At 67.3% G+C, this 16,924-nt stretch carries 14 protein-coding genes; 8 read left to right on the forward strand and 6 right to left on the reverse strand.

Features of this window, described 5'->3' with window-relative positions; all coding sequences use genetic code 11:
- Positions 1-215: 215 nt before the first annotated feature.
- The 6 genes from ruvB to ACIBL3_RS18685 form a co-directional block, all read right to left on the reverse strand.
- Positions 216-1,268 carry a Holliday junction branch migration DNA helicase RuvB gene (gene ruvB, locus ACIBL3_RS18660; protein WP_396354646.1) on the reverse strand — a complete coding sequence of 351 codons (1,053 nt, stop codon included), beginning with the start codon at positions 1,266-1,268 and terminating at the stop codon, positions 216-218.
- A gap of 2 nt (positions 1,269-1,270) precedes the next feature.
- Positions 1,271-1,873: a Holliday junction branch migration protein RuvA gene (ruvA, locus tag ACIBL3_RS18665; RefSeq protein WP_396354647.1), complete on the reverse strand. Its 603-nt coding sequence runs from the start codon at positions 1,871-1,873 to the stop codon at positions 1,271-1,273.
- Between the two features lie 25 nt (positions 1,874-1,898).
- Positions 1,899-2,495 carry a crossover junction endodeoxyribonuclease RuvC gene (gene ruvC, locus ACIBL3_RS18670; protein WP_396354648.1) on the reverse strand — a complete coding sequence of 199 codons (597 nt, stop codon included), beginning with the start codon at positions 2,493-2,495 and terminating at the stop codon, positions 1,899-1,901.
- Between the two features lie 45 nt (positions 2,496-2,540).
- On the reverse strand, positions 2,541-3,701 hold the full coding sequence (gene eis, locus ACIBL3_RS18675) for an enhanced intracellular survival protein Eis (protein ID WP_396354649.1): 1,161 nt from the start codon (positions 3,699-3,701) through the stop codon (positions 2,541-2,543).
- A gap of 122 nt (positions 3,702-3,823) precedes the next feature.
- Positions 3,824-4,282, reverse strand: a complete 459-nt coding sequence (locus tag ACIBL3_RS18680) for a hotdog fold domain-containing protein (RefSeq protein WP_396354650.1) — start codon at positions 4,280-4,282, stop codon at positions 3,824-3,826.
- Positions 4,283-4,555: 273 nt separating this feature from the next.
- A complete protein-coding gene (locus ACIBL3_RS18685; RefSeq protein WP_396354651.1) occupies positions 4,556-5,194 on the reverse strand; it encodes a hypothetical protein in 639 nt (212 codons plus the stop codon).
- A gap of 511 nt (positions 5,195-5,705) precedes the next feature.
- On the opposite strand from ACIBL3_RS18685, the gene ACIBL3_RS18690 reads away from it, so the two are divergent.
- The 8 genes from ACIBL3_RS18690 to ACIBL3_RS18725 all read left to right on the forward strand — a co-directional run bounded on the left by ACIBL3_RS18690 (position 5,706) and on the right by ACIBL3_RS18725 (position 16,890).
- Positions 5,706-6,719 (forward strand): LacI family DNA-binding transcriptional regulator, encoded by a 1,014-nt coding sequence (locus ACIBL3_RS18690; protein ID WP_396354652.1) that lies wholly within the window; start codon positions 5,706-5,708, stop codon positions 6,717-6,719.
- Positions 6,700-7,350 carry a DUF1961 family protein gene (locus ACIBL3_RS18695; RefSeq protein WP_396354653.1) on the forward strand — a complete coding sequence of 217 codons (651 nt, stop codon included), beginning with the start codon at positions 6,700-6,702 and terminating at the stop codon, positions 7,348-7,350. The genes ACIBL3_RS18690 and ACIBL3_RS18695 overlap by 20 nt, the downstream gene beginning before the upstream one ends.
- 189 nt (positions 7,351-7,539) lie before the next feature.
- Entirely contained in the window at positions 7,540-8,169 is a 630-nt protein-coding gene (locus tag ACIBL3_RS18700; protein WP_396354654.1) for a YesL family protein, read from the forward strand.
- Positions 8,166-9,713, forward strand: coding sequence for an extracellular solute-binding protein (locus ACIBL3_RS18705; protein ID WP_396354655.1), 1,548 nt, complete (start codon positions 8,166-8,168; stop codon positions 9,711-9,713). Before ACIBL3_RS18700 ends, ACIBL3_RS18705 begins: the two co-directional genes overlap by 4 nt.
- 3 nt (positions 9,714-9,716) lie before the next feature.
- Complete coding sequence (locus ACIBL3_RS18710; RefSeq protein WP_396354656.1) at positions 9,717-10,715, forward strand: ABC transporter permease; 999 nt, start codon at positions 9,717-9,719, stop codon at positions 10,713-10,715.
- A gap of 12 nt (positions 10,716-10,727) precedes the next feature.
- Positions 10,728-11,639, forward strand: a complete 912-nt coding sequence (locus ACIBL3_RS18715) for a carbohydrate ABC transporter permease (RefSeq protein ID WP_396354657.1) — start codon at positions 10,728-10,730, stop codon at positions 11,637-11,639.
- Positions 11,636-14,218, forward strand: a complete 2,583-nt coding sequence (locus tag ACIBL3_RS18720) for a Tat pathway signal sequence domain protein (RefSeq protein ID WP_396354658.1) — start codon at positions 11,636-11,638, stop codon at positions 14,216-14,218. The genes ACIBL3_RS18715 and ACIBL3_RS18720 overlap by 4 nt, the downstream gene beginning before the upstream one ends.
- Positions 14,191-16,890 carry a Tat pathway signal sequence domain protein gene (locus tag ACIBL3_RS18725; RefSeq protein WP_396354659.1) on the forward strand — a complete coding sequence of 900 codons (2,700 nt, stop codon included), beginning with the start codon at positions 14,191-14,193 and terminating at the stop codon, positions 16,888-16,890. The genes ACIBL3_RS18720 and ACIBL3_RS18725 overlap by 28 nt, the downstream gene beginning before the upstream one ends.
- The last annotated feature ends 34 nt before the right edge of the window (positions 16,891-16,924 follow it).

Here is a 16,924-nt window from a genome sequence, read left to right on the forward strand (position 1 = left end):
CGTCATCGGGAGTACGGGGCGTCCGGCACGCTCTGCTCACAAGCGTGCAGGTCGCAGCGGATCGACCTGAGGACAGGCCATCGGGGAGTCTAACGCTGAGCACCAAGAACTACGTCATGACACGTGGTCACGTTTGTGTTACTCAGCACCAGGACTCCGTTCCAGTCTCCCCCGCATCCCGCCGATGTCAAAAGGCGGACCCGGAGCGTGCCGGGTCAGTCCTCGTCGGTGTCGAAAAGGGTGTCGGCGAAGGTGGCGCCCTTGGGGACTTTGAGGCCGATGTGGCGCCAGGCCGCGGGTGTGGCGACGCGACCACGCGGCGTACGGGCGAGGTAGCCGGAGCGCACCAGGAACGGTTCGGCAACCTCTTCCACGGTCTCGCGTTCCTCACCGACTGCGACCGCGAGCGTCGACAGGCCCACCGGACCGCCACCGAACCGCCGGCACAGGGCATCCAGGACGGACCGGTCCAGCCGGTCCAGGCCCATCTTGTCCACCTCGTACAGCTCCAGCGCCGCCTTGGCCAGCGCGAGCGTGATGATCCCGTCGGCTCGCACCTCGGCGTAGTCGCGCACCCGGCGAAGCAGCCGGTTCGCGATCCGCGGCGTACCGCGAGAGCGGGACGCGATCTCGGCCGCGCCTTCCGGCGTGATGTCGACCTCGAGCAGCGCGGCCGACCGGTTCACGATCTTCTCCAGCTCGGCGGCCTCGTAGAACTCCAGGTGCCCGGTGAACCCGAACCTGTCCCGCAGCGGTCCCGGCAGCAACCCGGCGCGAGTGGTCGCGCCGACCAGCGTGAACGGCGGAATCTCCAACGGGATCGCGGTCGCCCCCGGCCCTTTGCCGACGATCACGTCGACCCGGAAGTCCTCCATCGCCATATAGAGCAGTTCCTCGGCCGGCCGCGACATCCGGTGGATCTCGTCGAGGAACAGCACCTCGCCCTCACTGAGCCCGGACAGGATCGCGGCCAGGTCGCCGGCATGCTGGATCGCCGGGCCACTCGTTACACGCAGCGGCGCCGGCAGTTCACTGGCGATGATCATGGCCAGTGTGGTCTTGCCCAGGCCGGGCGGACCGGACAGCAGCACGTGGTCCGGAGTTCGGTTGCGGCCGCGGGCGGCGTGCAGCACGAGTTCGAGCTGCTCGCTGACCCTGCGCTGGCCGCCGAACTCGGCCAAGGTGCGCGGCCGCAGCGCGGACTCGATCTTGCGTTCTTCGAGGTCCACCGCGTCCGCGGAGACGAGCGGCCGGACGTTGTCTTCCATACCTATGCCTTGGAGAGCACGCGTAGCGCGGCGCGCAGAAGGTCGGGGACGGACGGGTTCGGGCTGTCGGCGGCGAGCGGCGAGACCGCGGTGACGGCATCCTCAGCGTCGCGCGCGGACCAGCCAAGGCCGACGAGGCCCGCATGCACCTGCTCACGCCACGCTTCCGTGGTCTGCAGCGGCCGCCCGGTCACCGTCCTGCTCGGCGCACCGATCTTGTCCTTCAACTCGAGCACGATCCGCTGAGCACCCTTCTTCCCGATGCCCGGCACCTTCACCAGCATGTTCAGGTCCTCGGTCGCGACAGCCTGCCGCAACTGATCAGGACTCAGTACGGCGAGTGCCGCCTGCGCCAGCTTCGGTCCGACACCGGACGCGGTCTGCAACAGCTCGAACAGACTCTTCTCATCGTCGTCCGCGAACCCGTACAGCGTCAGTGAGTCCTCGCGCACCACCATCGAGGTGGACACCCGCGCCTCCTGCCCAGGCCGCAGCCCCGCCAGCGTGCCCGGATGGCAGAACACCTGCAGTCCCACTCCCCCGACCTCGATGACGGCACTGTCCACGCCGATTGCCGCCACCGGCCCCCGCACGAACGCGATCATGTCCAGCCTCCCGGCACCGCTGTACTCATCTCTTATTCTCCTGGGCTGCCACCGCTGCACGCAGCCGAGCGACCTGCAGGCGGGATTGTGCCTGGGCCAGCGCCTCGAGGTTCGACCGGCTCCCGGCCGCCTCCTGCAGCCGGGCCGCCGTACCACCGCGCCAGACCTGGCAGATCGCGAGCGCCAACGCGTCCGCCGCGTCGGCAGGGGTCGGCCGCTCGGCCAGCTTGAGGATCCGGGTCACCATCGTGGTGACCTGCTCCTTGCCCGCCCGCCCGGAGCCCGTGACCGCCGCCTTCACCTCACTCGGCGTGTGCAACGCGACCGGGAGACCCCGTCGTGCCGCCACGACCATGGCGACGCCGGACGCCTGCGCCGTACCCATCACCGTCCGCACGTTGTGCTGCGCGAACACCCGCTCGACCGCGACCGCGTCCGGCCGGTGCTCGGTGATCCACTCCTCCAGCTCGGCCTCGATCCGGACCAGCCGCTTCGCCACGTCCAGATCGGCCGGTGTCCGGATCACCCCGACGGCGACCAGCGCCGGCGGCTTACCAGGTGAGCCCTCGACGATGCCGAGGCCGCACCGAGTCAACCCCGGGTCGACGCCGAGCACCCGCATGGATCACCTCCGAACGTTTGTTCGACAACCCTAACCGCACCGCGATCAGAAGTAGTCGAGCATGTACGGCGTGGCGCTTGCGAAGACTGTGTCGAGCTCCGCTGCCGGTCGACCGGAGACGAGACCTGCTCCCTGCAGCGTGGCAACCGGCGTACCGGCGTACAGAGCAGCCAGCCCGCGCGGACCGAGTTGCAGCACATCGCCGGACGCCTCCGTCGGCGTCAACCGCCCAACACCGTCAGCCACGGACAGGTGCCAATCACCGGTGTTGGCCGGTACGTCCGGGTCGTCGATACGCAGGTCGGCCTCGACGGCGACATCTGGCGCGAAACCACGCGCTGCGATCGCAGCGGGGGCGTCCAGCAGCCGCAGCATCCACCGCTGGTGCTGCACGTCCTTGTACGCCTCGTGCTCGACCAGTAGGTGTAGCGGGTCGTCCGGAGAGATGTAGGCCTGCACGGTGCTCGCGATCGACGAGCCGGAGCCGACTGTGGCCCACAATGCCCGCGCGGTCGCGTCGGACCCGGCCACGAGCTCGTCCACGCACAGGTCCGAGCCGGACCAGTTGTAGACCACGAACCCGTCCTCAGCGAGGTACGCGAAGTTCTCCTCGTCCGCGAGCCACTCCTTGACCTCCTTGATCGGCCACACGAGCGGACCGCTCGTACGACGCCGGGTATGCGACTGCCCGGCCAACTCCAGGAAGCGCTCCGCGTCGTCCGGACCAGCACGCCGTACCGCCACCTCCTTACCGCCCAGCGACCGCAGATCGGCCGCAGGGAAGGAGAACCGGTAGCGACCCCCGCCGAACTCGTACCCGAGGTGCCGGTAGATCACAGTCGTCGCCGGGTAGAGCCCAGTCAGCGGGAAGCCCTTGTCCACAGCACGCTGCAGCACACCGCGCATCAGCTTGCTACCCACGCCACGACCCCGGTACTCGGGTGCGACGACCACTCCAGCCACACCAGCCATCCGCACCGGCCGGCCGCTCCACCACTGCTCGAAGTCCCAGAACCGGGCCGCCGCGACGACCTCGTCGCCGTCGGCCACACCGACGTACCGGCCGTCCTGGATGAACACCCGCGCGTCCTTGAGCCACTGCTCCCGGTCACCGGCCGCCATTACCCCGAACGACCGCGCCCGCACCCGCATCACCGCGTCCAGCTGATCCTCGGTGATGTCCACAAACCGCAACGCGTCACTCACGCCGCCGACCCTATGTCCTACCGCCCACCCGAGCGACAGCAATACCCGTACGGCGCCGCGCGTCCGCCGTACTGCTTCCTGCGCTCTCCCAGCGTGCTACTTCCCGCGCTCTCCCAGCCGTGCTATTTCCGGTCGGTCACCCAGAGGTGGATCGTCCCCTCGACCACGACCGTGCCGTCGTCCCGCGTCGCCTTGACCCGGACCGGCACATCCGGCCCAGCCGTCCAGTCCTGCGGATCGGTCTCCGCCGAGCAGGTCAAGCTGGTCGTGGACTTCGCCAGGTAGGCAACCTCCATCCCCTTCGGCAACCACCGCTTCCCCCTCGGAACAGTTGCCTCGGCCAACGCCCCCATCGCCGCCTCCAACCCGTTGCACACGGCAATCGCATGCACGGTCCCGATGTGGTTCTGCACCGCCCGCCGCTTGGGTAACCGCAACGCCGCGTAGTTAGGACTCACCTGCACAAACCGAGGCCGAATCGACCGAAAGTACGGCGCCTTCCAGGTGAACCCCACCGAGAACACCCGATCCCCACCAGGCACCCCCCGCAACCGCTCCCACAACCCCAACACCTGACTCATCCCCCAATGTTACCCACCAGTCACATCCCCGTCGACCCCCACCTGAGCCAGCAAAAGGACACCGCCATGCGGCGGCTGTCGCCCTGGCCGCCTCCGGCGACAACCGCGAACCGGCCTCGCCAGGCCAGGCACTCGGCGAAGCAACTGGACCGCCAACCGACCGTGCGGCGGGGGAAGGCGCCGGGACCGCGACAACCCTGCGGGGTCCGTCGACAGGCAATTTCACGTTCACGGCCACGGCACCGTGCGCCAGTCCCCGAGGCCGGGTGACTGTCAGGCGTCCGGTATCGGGAAGACGAAGCGGAACTTGCCGTGGCCGGGGCCCTCGAAGCCGGCGTTCTGCCAGAGCAGCCTCGTCGCGCAATCGGCTGAGTCCTTGCGCTCGGCGGTCACTTTCACGTCGACGGGCAGTTGGTCCAACTGCACCGGCACGTCCTCCATCTCGCGTTCGTCACCTTCACGAAGCGTGCCCGATGCCAGGACGTCGTCGCCGGCCTGGATCCGCCAATCGACTCGCGCATCCGGGCAGCCGTACTCCAACCACATCTTGCCGGCCAGTGACTCGATATCAGCCGCATCGCCGGCCACGAACGTCGTACCGATACTCGCCCCCGAGCCCAACTCCCACGTCTCGTACAGACTGCTGCCACTCGTCTTGCTGACCGGACGATCGCCATCCCGATACGTCAACGGGTAGTCCGCCAGCGAGTGCCACGCGAGCATGATGAAGATGGCCGACACCAAGGCAACCAGCAAACCCGTGCCGACGAACCAATAGCCATCCGTGTAGGCGACGAACAAGAACGCAAACACGACGACGATCACCGCAAAAGCCACGCCTTCGCCGTACACGATCTCCGACGCAATCAACTTCGGGGCAAGGCTCGTACCGGCCGATCCCAGTCCTCCCACCACCTTCGCCCCACGCGCACTGGTCGACGACGCTGGCCTGCAACCGGCTGACCAACTGGCCTACCCGCCGGCGATGAGCCGATCGTACGGCGCACGCCGGGTCATACTGGCCCGCAGTCCGCAGCCACCAGCGCCCGGACCTCGCACAACGGACGGCGGCACGACCAGACCCCAAGTGCCTGGCTGGCGAAGGAAACCCGGGGCCTCGGACACCCTCATGTGGCCGTGAACAGGCCATTACTTGTTCAAGGCCACCGCCGCGCGGGCTCCCCCCGGCTTGTCCCCCCGAAGCCGCCACACGAGGCGGCCGAAGATAGGCCTACGCCGATAGCTCGCCGCCTCGGCGGACGGTTCGTCCGCCAATCGCCTTCCACACAGCAGCAGTCCGCGCACCGCCGAAGGCGGTCGAGAGAACAGCCGCCGCGGAGCGGTGTCCATGCTGATTTAGACGATTCAATTCGGGCTGGATAGACTGGGGGTTCTGACGGAGTGCGACCGGTTTCGAGGGACGATGGCGACGCCCAGCATCAAAGAGGTCGCGCACCGCGCGGGGGTTTCGGTGGGCACGGTGAGCAATGTGCTCAATCGGCCGTGGATCGTGGCGCCGGCGACGCGGCAGCGGGTGCAGGACAGTATTCGTGCGCTCGGGTTCGTGCGGAACGAGGCGGCCAGGCATCTGCGGGCCGGGCGGAGCCGGACGGTTGGCCTGGTTGTGCTCGACGTGGCGAACCCGTTCTTCACCGATCTCGCCGAAGGCGCCGAGGCGCTGGCGTACGAGCACGACACCGTGGTGATGTTGTGCAACAGCAAGACCGACCCGGTGCGCGAGGGGCATCACCTCGACCAGCTCGAGCAGCAGCGCGTGCTCGGCGTACTCATCACCCCGTTCGACAGCAACGACCCGCGGCTGACGGCGCTGGTCGATCGCGGTACGCCGGTCGTGCTCGTCGACCGTACGGCGGACCGCGGCCTGTGCTCGGTGTCGGTCGACGACCAGCTCGGCGGACGGCTGGCGGGTAGTCACCTGATCGAGTCCGGGCATCGCCGGATCGCCTTCATCGGTGGGCCGTTCAGCATGCAGCAGGTTGCGGACCGGATGGCCGGAATCACCACGGTGGTCGAGCAAGCCGACGGCGTCGACCTGCAACCGTTCGAGGTCGACGTGATGGGTGTCGTCGAGGGTCGCGCGATCGGAGAGCGGATCGCCGCGCTGCCGCCGCGGTCCCGGCCGACCGCGGCGTTCCTCGCGAACGACCTGCTGGCGCTGGGATTCCTGCAGGCGATGGCCGTTGCGGGACTGCGAGTCCCGCGTGACATGGCGATCGTCGGGTACGACGACATCGACTTCGCCCGCGCTGCCGCCGTACCGCTGTCGTCGGTGCGGCAGCCGGCCGAGTTGCTCGGGCGGTCGGCGATGGAGTTGCTGCAGGAGGAGGTCGAGGCGGCCGACCGGCATCGCCATCGGCAGGTGATCTTTCAACCGGATCTCATCATCAGGGAGTCCAGTGACTTCAAACGGCGCTGACACGCTGTACGAGAACCCGCTGGCCGCACCAGAAGACATCAAGGGCTTCCGTCTCGAGGGAGACGGCGCGGTGTCGTTCCCGCTCGGCCGGCTGCGGCTGGAGAGCGTGCGACCGCCGGAGGACGGGCAGGACGCCAACGTGGTGTTGTGGTGCCCGGAGGACTTCCCGCCGGACATCGCCGTGGAGTGGGACTTCTGGCCGATCCGCGAACCCGGTCTGTGCATCCTGTTCTTCCACGCGAAGGGCCGCGCGGGCGAGGACCTCTTCGACCTGGCGCCGCGCAGCGGTCCGTACGAGCAGTACCACCACGGCGACCTGGACACCTACCACGTCTCGTACTTCCGCCGACGGTGGCCGGCCGAGCGCGCGTTCCACACCTGCAACCTGCGCAAGAGCTACGGCTTCCACCTCGTGGCGCAGGGACCGGACCCGCTCCCGTCGGTCCTGGACGCCCAAGGTCCTTACAAACTGAAGCTCACCGTCGACCAGGGCCGCATCTCCTTCGCGGTCAACGAGGTCACGAGCTTCGAGTGGTACGACGACCAGCCGCTGGCCGGCGGGAAGCTCGGCTTCCGCCAGATGGCCCCGCTGATCGGCGAGTACGCGAACCTGCGAATTTCACAGCTCTAGACGCTACTTCGGGCAGCCCGCAGACACCCGGGCAGCACTTCGTGACCAGTCTCTGACAAACGCTTTCCGAAGCCTTGACATTGAGACGATTCAACCATACGGTCACATCACTTTTCGCCCGAAACAAGGCGGGACACCCGTGAAACACTGCCGCCACATCCCCGACCGCCGGCCGACTGAAGGCTCCCGATGAGCAGCCCAGGTTGGTCGATCAAGCTGTACGACGCCGCCGACGAGGTCGTGTGGGCGATCAAGCTCAACGCGCTGTGGATCGTCTTCACGCTTCTCGGCGGGGTTGCGCTGGGTATCGGCCCGGCCACGCTCGCAGCGTATTCGCTGGCCAGACGCAGGTCTTCCGGTGAATCGTTTCATGCTCTGCCTGCCTTCCGGGGCGCGTTCCGGCGCGAATTCCGCCGTGGCCAGCTGGTCGTCCTGCCGCTGGTGCTGGCCGCGGTGGTTCTGGTCGGCAACTACCTGTTCTTCGCGTCGCTCGGCGCGAGTGCGTCGGTCCCCCGGCTCGCCAGCCTGCTCGCGCTGGTCGCGCTCGGAGTGATCGCCGCCTACCTGCTCCCGATGGCCGTGCACTACGACCTCCGGGTCCGCGAGTTGTTGCCCAAGGCATCGTTGGTCGCGCTGGCGCGGCCGGCGTCGTCCCTTGTCCTGCTCTTCGTCGCGGTGTCCATCGCCTATCTGTCCGGCAAGTTCCCGGTGCTCGGGATCGTGCTGGCCGGCGGCGGCTGGATTCAGATCGACACCTGGCTCTGCCTGCGCTTCTTCGCCGAGAACGAGGCGCGCCTGCACCTGAAAGGGAACTCATGACCATCTTCTCCCGACGGCGTATCGCCGTCGCCGTCGCAGCGTCGACGGCACTGCTCGCCTCCGCGTGTTCCGGCGGCGGCGACAGCGACGAAGGCCAGGCGGCCAGTACCGAGCTGACGGTGATGGCACCGCTGTTCGGCACCGCGCCGGACCCGAGCGGTGAACTGCAACAGGCCGTCGAGAAGCTCATCGGCAAGAAGCTCAAGATCACCTGGGTACCGAACGCCGAGTACGGCGACAAGTCCAACGTCACGCTTGCCTCGGACAACATCCCCGACGTGATGGTGGTGAACGAGAAGGGCCCGTCGTTCGTCAAGGCGGCCGAGGCCGGCGCGTTCTGGGACCTGACCGGCAAGCTGGACAAGTACCCGAACCTGAAGCCGGCCAACGAGCAGACCGCCAAGAACACGATGACCAACGGCAAGACCTACGGCATCTACCGGGTCCGCCCGCTGCTGCGCTCCGGCATCGTGATCCGCAAGGACTGGCTGGCCAAGCTCGGCCTGCAGGAGCCGAAGACCACCGACGACCTGTACGCGATCGCCAAGGCGTTCACCGAGCGGGACCCGGACGGCAACGGCAAGAAGGACACCTACGGCCTGATCATCCCGAAGTGGCCGGGCAACTACGCCAGCGCCAGCCCCTACGACGTGGTCGAGACCTGGTTCGGCGCCCCGAACGGCTGGGGTGAGCGCGACGGCAAGCTGGTGCCGGGCTTCGACACGCCGCAGTTCCTGGAGGCCAACCGCTGGCTGCGCAAGTGGGTCACCGAGGGCCTGATCAACCCCGACTTCGCCACCTTGGACAGCGGCAACTGGAACGACCCGTTCGTCCAGGGCAAGGGCGGCATGATCATCGACGTGAACGTGCGGGCCACCCAGCTGCTCGACCTGTTCAAGGAGAAGAACCCGAAGGACTTCGACAAGGTCACGCTGGTCGGCAACCTGACCGGTCCGGACGGCCAGAAGCACTCCTACCCCTTCACTGGCTACAACATGGTGATGGCGATCTCCAAGCAGCACATCCGCACCGAGGAGCAGCTCGACCAGGTGCTGCAGACGCTGGACAAGCTGGAGTCCAAGGAGGGCTCGATCCTGCTGACCAACGGCATCGAGGGCCGCAACTTCAAGGCCGACGGGAAGTACGCCGTACCGATCAACCAGGACGACGCGAAGGTGAAGGCGATCCAGAACGACGTCGACAAGGCCTTCATCCAGCTCGGCACCCGGGCCAGCGTAGGCCTCGGCGCCTATGCGCTGCGGCCGAACGACGCCGCCAGCCGGGCGATGCGGGAGAAGTTCGACGTGCTGATGAACGAGGACCTGAAGACCGCGGTGTTCAACCCGGCCCTCGGCGTGATCGCCCCGACCGCGGTGTCGAAGGGCCAGACGCTCGACACGATCATCCCCGACGCCCGGATCAAGTATCTGTCCGGCGCGATCACCGAGGACCAGCTGCAGGCGCAGATCAAGCGCTGGCACGACGGCGGCGGCACGCAGATCGCCCAGGAGGTCAACGACCTGGTCGCCAAGGTCGGCGGCTGACCCGTGGCCACTGATCTGGTGCCGGGGGTGGCCCAGCCTGCCGCGGAGGTTTCGCGGCAGGCCCCACCTCCGAAACGCAAGCGCAGCGCCCGGCGGGTGCCGCTGTGGCGCGACCTGCTGCGCTACCGCTGGCTGTACCTGTTGCTGCTGCCCGGTCTGGCGTACTTCATCGTTTTCAAGTACCTGCCGATGTACGGCCTGACCATCGCGTTCAAGGACTACGTGCCGTTCCTCGGCTACTCGGGCAGCGAGTGGGTCGGTCTCAAGCACTTCCAGGAGCTGTTCGCCGGCCCGGACTTCGGCCGGCTGATGTTCAACACGCTGCTGCTCGCGCTGCTCACGATCGTGTTCGTCTTCCCGGCGCCGATCGTGGTGGCGCTGATGCTGAACGAGCTGCGGGTCAACGTGCTGAAGCGGTCGGTGCAGTCGCTGATCTACATCCCGCACTTCCTGTCCTGGACCATCGTCGCGTCGCTGACCTACCTGCTGTTCTCGGTCGACTTCGGCGTGATCGCGAACTGGATCCACGGCCTGGTCGGCGGGCAGAAGACCGACTACGTCGCGCAGGCGGACTGGTTCCGGCCGCTGATCGTGCTGCAGCTGCTGTGGAAGCAGACCGGCTGGGGCACGATCATCTACCTGGCCGCGCTGGCCGGGGTCGACTCGCAGCTGTACGAGGCGGCCCGGGTGGACGGCGCCGGGCGGTGGCGGCAGTTCTGGCACATCACGCTGCCGGCGATCCGGCCGACCATCGTGGTGATGGCGATCCTGACGTCGGGCAACCTGATGGACTCCGGGTTCGAGCAGATCTGGCTGATGACCACCTCGCTGAACCGCGACGTCGCGGACGTGTTCGACACATTCGTCTACTACATCGGCATCACGCAGGGCGCGTTCAGCTACGCGACCGCCGTCGGCCTGTTCAAGGGCCTGGTCGGTGTCCTGCTGATCTTCGGCTCGAACTGGCTGGCCAAGCGCCTCGGCCAGCGCGGCCTGTTCTGAGAGGGATCGACCATGGCGATGACACTAACGAAACCTCGCAAGCCGTCGGTCCGGTACTACGACTCGACCGGCAGCAAGGTGTTCGACGTACTGAACGTGGTGCTGCTGACCGGGCTGGCCCTGGTCACCGTGCTGCCGCTGCTCTACGTGCTGGCCGGGTCGTTCGCGACCGAGTCGGAGATCAGCTCGCGGCCGTTCTTCCTGTGGCCGGAGAAGTTCGTCACCGACACGTACCAGTACATCTTCTCCACCGACACGTTCGTCCGCGCGTTGCTGACCACGATCTGCGTGACCGCGGTCGGCACCGTCGTCCAGCTGGTGCTCACGCTGACGATGGCCTACCCGCTGGCGAAGCGGTTCCTGCCGGGGCGGGCGCTGGTGCTGAACCTGGTGGTGTTCACGCTCGTGTTCAGCGGAGGCATGATCCCGACCTACCTGGTGGTGCGCGACCTCGGGCTGCTGGACAGCTACTGGGCGCTGATCCTGCCGCTGGCGATCAACCCGTTCTACCTGATCGTGGTGAAGAGCTTCTTCCAGGAGCTGCCGGAGGCGCTCGAGGAGGCGGCCCGGATCGACGGCTGCAACGAGCTGAACGTGTTCCTGCGGATCGTGCTGCCGTTGTCGAAACCGATCATCGCGACGTTCTCGCTGTTCTACGCGGTCGGGATCTGGAACGACTACATGTCGCCTTTGCTCTACATCGACGACAGCAAGAAGTGGACGCTGCAGATGATCGTCCGCCAGCTGACCGCGGCGAACGCCGACTCGGCGAACGTGCTGCAGCAGCTGGAGACGGTGACGTTCCCCGAGCAGGGCCTGAAGTTCGCGGTCGTGGTGGTGGCGACGCTGCCGATCCTGTTCTTCTACCCGTTCCTGCAGAAGCACTTCGCCAAGGGCGTCCTGATCGGATCGGTGAAGGAATGACGACCTTGCAGTGGCTCGAAACCCCTTGTCGGCAAGGAACGACGTGGGGTGTCCCCTGGCCTCGCGGGACGGTTGCCGAAGGCACCAGCTTCGCGCTGGCCGACGGTACGGCGGTGCAGAGCTGGACGACCGCGACCTGGCCGGACGGCTCGATCAAGTGGTCCGCCCACGCGATCGCGCCGGCGGCCCAGCCGGAGTCGTCGTACGAGTTGGTCACGGGTGAGCCGTCCGCGCCGGCAGAACCGGTGCGAGTCGAGCTTGCGCGCGACGAGGTCCGGGTCACGTCAGGCGAGGTCACTTGGTTGCTGAAGGCACCACACCTGATCGCAAAAATCCAGCACAGCGACCAGACCGTCGTAAGGGATGTCCGGCTGATCAGTGTGCGGCAGGACGCCCCGGACGAGGACCTGAGCCGTACTCGGGAGCAGACGACGGCGATTGTCGACAATCTCATTGTCGAACAGGACGGTCCGGTGCGGGCCGTAGTGCGGCTCGACGGCAAGCACGGCGACTGGCTGCCGTTCAGCGTCCGGCTCTACTTCTACGCCGGCGCGACCGACGTACGGATCGTGCACAGCTTCGTCTGGGACGGCGATCCGGACCGGGACTTCCTGGCCGGGCTCGGCTTGAGTGCCGACGTGGTGATGCGCGACGAACCGCACAACCGGCATGTCCGGCTGGCCGGTCCGTCCGGCTTCCTCACTGAGGCGGTCCGGGGGCTGACCGGGCTTCGCCGCGATCCAGGTGACGAGGCAAGAGCAGCGCAGGTGGCCGGTCGCGCCGTCGAGGAGATCCCCAACCCCGAGGTGTCGAACCGGCTGCACCTGATCCCGCAGTGGAACGACTACACCCTCGACCAGACCAGCGCGGACGGCTTCACACTGCGCAAACGCACCGGCGCCGGTCACGCCTGGGTGACCATCCCGTCCGGCACCCGGTCGCCCGGGTACGGGTACGTCGGTGGTGCCAGCGGCGGACTCGGGTTCGGCCTCCGCGACTTCTGGAAGCTGCACCCGACCCGCCTCGACATCCGCAACGCAGCCAGCGACGTGGCCACTGCCACGGTCTGGATGTGGTCGCCGAGTGCACCGGCCATGGACGTGCGCTACTGGCACGACGGCATGGACCAGGACGGCTACGCCGAACAGCTCGAAGGCCTCGAGATCACCTACGAGGACTACGAACCAGGCTTCGGCAACGCACACGGCATCGCCCGCACCCACGAGCTCACACTGCGAGTCCACGACACCACACCGTCGGCGGACGAACTGGCGGAGCACGCAGCCCTCCTCAACTCCCCCGGTCTGCTCGCCGTCTCCCCAGCACGCCTGCTGGAGGCGTGTGTGTTCGGCAGCTGGACTCTGCCCACTGCTGACGACCAGGACATCGAGGCGCGGCTGAACTTCCTGTTCCAGTACTACGTCAACCAGCGAGAGCAGCGTCGGTGGTACGGGTTCTGGGACTACGGCGACGTCATGCACACCTACGACCGTGACCGCCACACCTGGCGGTACGACGTAGGCGGGTTCGCCTGGGACAACTCCGAGCTCTCGCCGGACCTGTGGCTCTGGTACCAGTACCTGCGGACCGGCCGAGCCGATGTGTTCCGGTTCGCCGAGGCGATGACACGGCACACCAGCGAGGTCGACGTACATCACCTAGGACGGTTCAAGGGACTCGGGTCGCGGCACAACGTGCAGCACTGGGGTTGCAGCTGCAAGCAGGTACGCATCTCCAACGCGATCTACCGGCGCTTCTACTACTACCTGACCGCCGACGAGCGCATCGGCGACCTGATGGACGAGGTGGCGAACGTCGAGGAGATGTTCCTGGCCGTCGATCCGCAGCGCAAGGTGCGGCCCGACGTCTACTCGCCCGACCCGCACGCGCTGTCGATCGAGCTGGGCGTGGACTGGGGTGCGCTCGCGGCCGCCTGGCTCACCCGGTGGGAACGACACGGGGACGACCGGGCGCGGGCCCGGTTGGTCGGGACGATGTCCGACATCGCCGCCCTGCACTACGGCTTCCTCACCGGCAACGCGCGAATGGACCTGTCCACCGGCCGCTTCGACACCAGCAGGCGGGGCATCGCAGTATCGCACCTGTCCTCGCTGTTCGGGCTGCCCGAGATCTGCTCCGAGCTCATCGACCTGGATCTCGACGTACCCGGGTTCGAGAAGGCCTGGCTCGACTACTGCCGGCTGTACCTGCTGCCACCCGAGCAGCAGGCGGCAGAGGTCGGCCAACCCCTGCAAGGCATCTCACTCGTCCAGGCCCACAGCCGACTCGCCGCGTACGCCGCCGCACGGACCGGCGACGCGGAGCTGGCGCGGCTGGCCTGGCGCAAGTTCTTCCTCGACGAGGGCGACCAGCTCAACCGCAACGCCATGCAGCGCGAGGCGGAGTGGAAGACGACCACGATCGACGGCTGTCTGATGCCGGTCGACGAGGCAGCCTTCGTCAGCACCAACGGCGCGGCCCAGTACGCGCTGGCAGCGATCCAGAACCTGTCCCTGATCCCCGAACACCGAAACGACAGAGGTGGAACGGCATGGAGGTCACCCGACGGACAGTCCTAGCAGGTATGGCCGCAGTCCCCGCGGTCTCATTGCTGGACAATCCGGTCGCAGCATTCGCAGAGCAGACCGAAGTACAAGATGTGAAACTCACCTGGCTGGAAGGCAAGCCCACCACAGCAGCCGTCACGACCTGGGGCACGCCGTGGCCGAAGGGCGCCGTGCCGGCGAACCAGTCCTTTGCGCTGAAGGCTGCTGACGGCAGCGACGTACCACTCCAGAGTTGGCCGACGGCCTACTGGCCGGACGGCTCGCTCAAATGGAGTGCACACGCCATAGCGGTGGACTCGCCGGCCGAGTCGTACACCCTCGGCCCGGGTACGGCGGCCGCCCCGGCGCAGGCCGTCACGGTCAAGGAGGAGACGACCTATGTAGACGTCAGCACCGGCGTGATCAAGGCGCGGATCCGGAAGAGCGGGTCCGAGCTGATCAGCCAGATCTGGCGTGGTGACGTGGTGATCGCCCGGAAGGGCCAACTCGTCAACCTCAAGCAGGACAGGATCGCCGAGGACGAGGAAGCCGGCAGCGTCCGGGAGCGGTACGACAGCGACATCCAGAAGGTCACCGTCGAGCAAGCCGGTCCGGTCCGGGCAGTAGTGCGCATCGAAGGCCGGCACAAGTCGCGCAAGGGCAAGACGTGGCTGCCATTCTCGGTCCGGCTGTACTTCACCGCGGGCGCGGAGAACGTGCGGATGGTGCATACGTTCGTCTACGACCGCGACGGGCAGCAGGACTACATCGCCGGGCTCGGTGTGCGGTTCCGGGTGCCGTTGCGCGATGCGGCGTACGACCGTCATGTCCGATTCGTCGGCGAAGGTCACGGCATGATGGCCGAGGCGGTGAAGGGGATCACCGGACTCAGGCGTGACCCGGGCGCCGTCGTACGGGCTGCTCAGGTGGCCGGGACCAAGCTGCCGGATCCGTCGACGTGGGACCAGCGGGTGACGACGCGGCTGCAGTACATCCCCGAGTGGGGTGACTACACGCTGAGCCAGTTGAACGCCGACGGCTTCACCGTGAAGAAGCGGACCGAGAAGGGGTACGGCTGGATCCCGGTCGACCAGGGCAAGCGCGCGTCGGGTCTCGGGTACGTCGGTGGCGTGACGGGCGGTTTCGCCTTTGGATTAAGGGACTTCTGGCAGCGGCACCCCACCCAGTTGGACATCCGGGGCGCGGCGACCGAGGAGGCCGAGGTCACGGTGTGGCTGTGGTCGCCGGAGGCCGGTCCGATGGACACGCGGTTCTACCACGACGGCATGGGCCAGGACACGTATCCGGAACAGCTCGAGGGTCTCAACATCACCTACGAGGACTACGAGCCGGCCTTCGGGACGCCGTACGGGATCGCGCGGACCAGTGAGCTGACCTTCTGGGCACTGGCCGCGACACCGTCTGCCGATCGGCTGGGCGACATGGCCGACCAGGTGCGAACTCCCCCGCAGCTGATCAACCCGGTGGACCAGTTGATCAGCACCCGGGTGTTCGGTGGGCTCGTGTCACCGGTCGACCGGTCGGTGCCGGCGAGGAAGGCGATCGAGGACCACCTGGACTTCCTCTTCGACTTCTACCGCGGTCAGGTCGAGTCGCGGCACTGGTACGGGTTCTGGGACTACGGCGACATCATGCACACGTTCGACGAGGACCGGCTGGTGTGGCGGTACGACGTGGGCGGGTACGCCTGGGACAACTCGGAGCTCTCGCCGGACCTGTGGCTCTGGTACGCGTTCCTGCGGTCCGGTCGGGCCGACATCTTCCGGTTCGCGGAGGCGATGACCCGGCACACCGGTGAGGTCGACGTCTACCACCTCGGCCAGTGGGCCGGTCTGGGTACGCGACACGGCGTACAGCACTGGGCGGACAGTGCGAAGCAGCAGCGGATCAGTACGGCGATCTACCGCCGCTTCTACTACTACCTGACCGCTGACGAGCGCACTGGCGATCTGCTGTCCGAGCTGGTCGACTCCGACCGCACATTTCTCGTGCTGGACCCGCTGCGCAAGATCAGGACCGAGCCGTACGAGCCGGACCCGCATGCACTCGCCATCGGGCTCGGCACGGACTGGAGTGGTCTGGCGGCTGCCTGGCTCACCGAGTGGGAGCGGCAAGGGCCCAAGGCCGAGACAGCGAAGGCGAAGCTGCTCGGCACGATGGAGACGATCGCGGCGATGCCGAACGGCTTCGTCACCGGCGGCGGGCTCTACGACCTCGACACCGGGCGGTTCGCGCCGGTCGCCGGGAAGACCGTGAGTGTGTCGCACCTGAGCGCGATGTTCGGCCAGGTGGAGATCTGCGCCGAGATCATCGACCTGGTCGACATGCCGGCGTTCGAGACCGCGTGGCTGCAGTACTGCCGCCTCTACAACGCCAGCCGGGCGGAGCAGACGGCAGAGTGCGGTGCGTACTTCGGCAACCTGATCCTCCGGCAGGGTCACGCCCGCCTGACCGCGTACGCCGCCGTACGCCTGGATCGTGACGACCTGGCAGCCCGGGCGTGGAAGGAGTTCTACACCGGCGACGGCTACGGCCCGAACCTCCCGTGGTCGGCGGAGGACGTGAAGTCGACCCTCAACCCGACACAGGCCGCCAAGTGGGTCTCCACCAACACGACCGCGCTGTACGGCCTGGCCGCGATCCAGACCCTCGCCCTGGTCGGCGACCAGATCGTCAACCCCTGACCCTCACGTGACCGTGGACGTCAGCGTGACGTCC

It is taken from the genome of Kribbella sp. NPDC050124 (assembly GCF_044460355.1).
Classification (GTDB): domain Bacteria; phylum Actinomycetota; class Actinomycetes; order Propionibacteriales; family Kribbellaceae; genus Kribbella.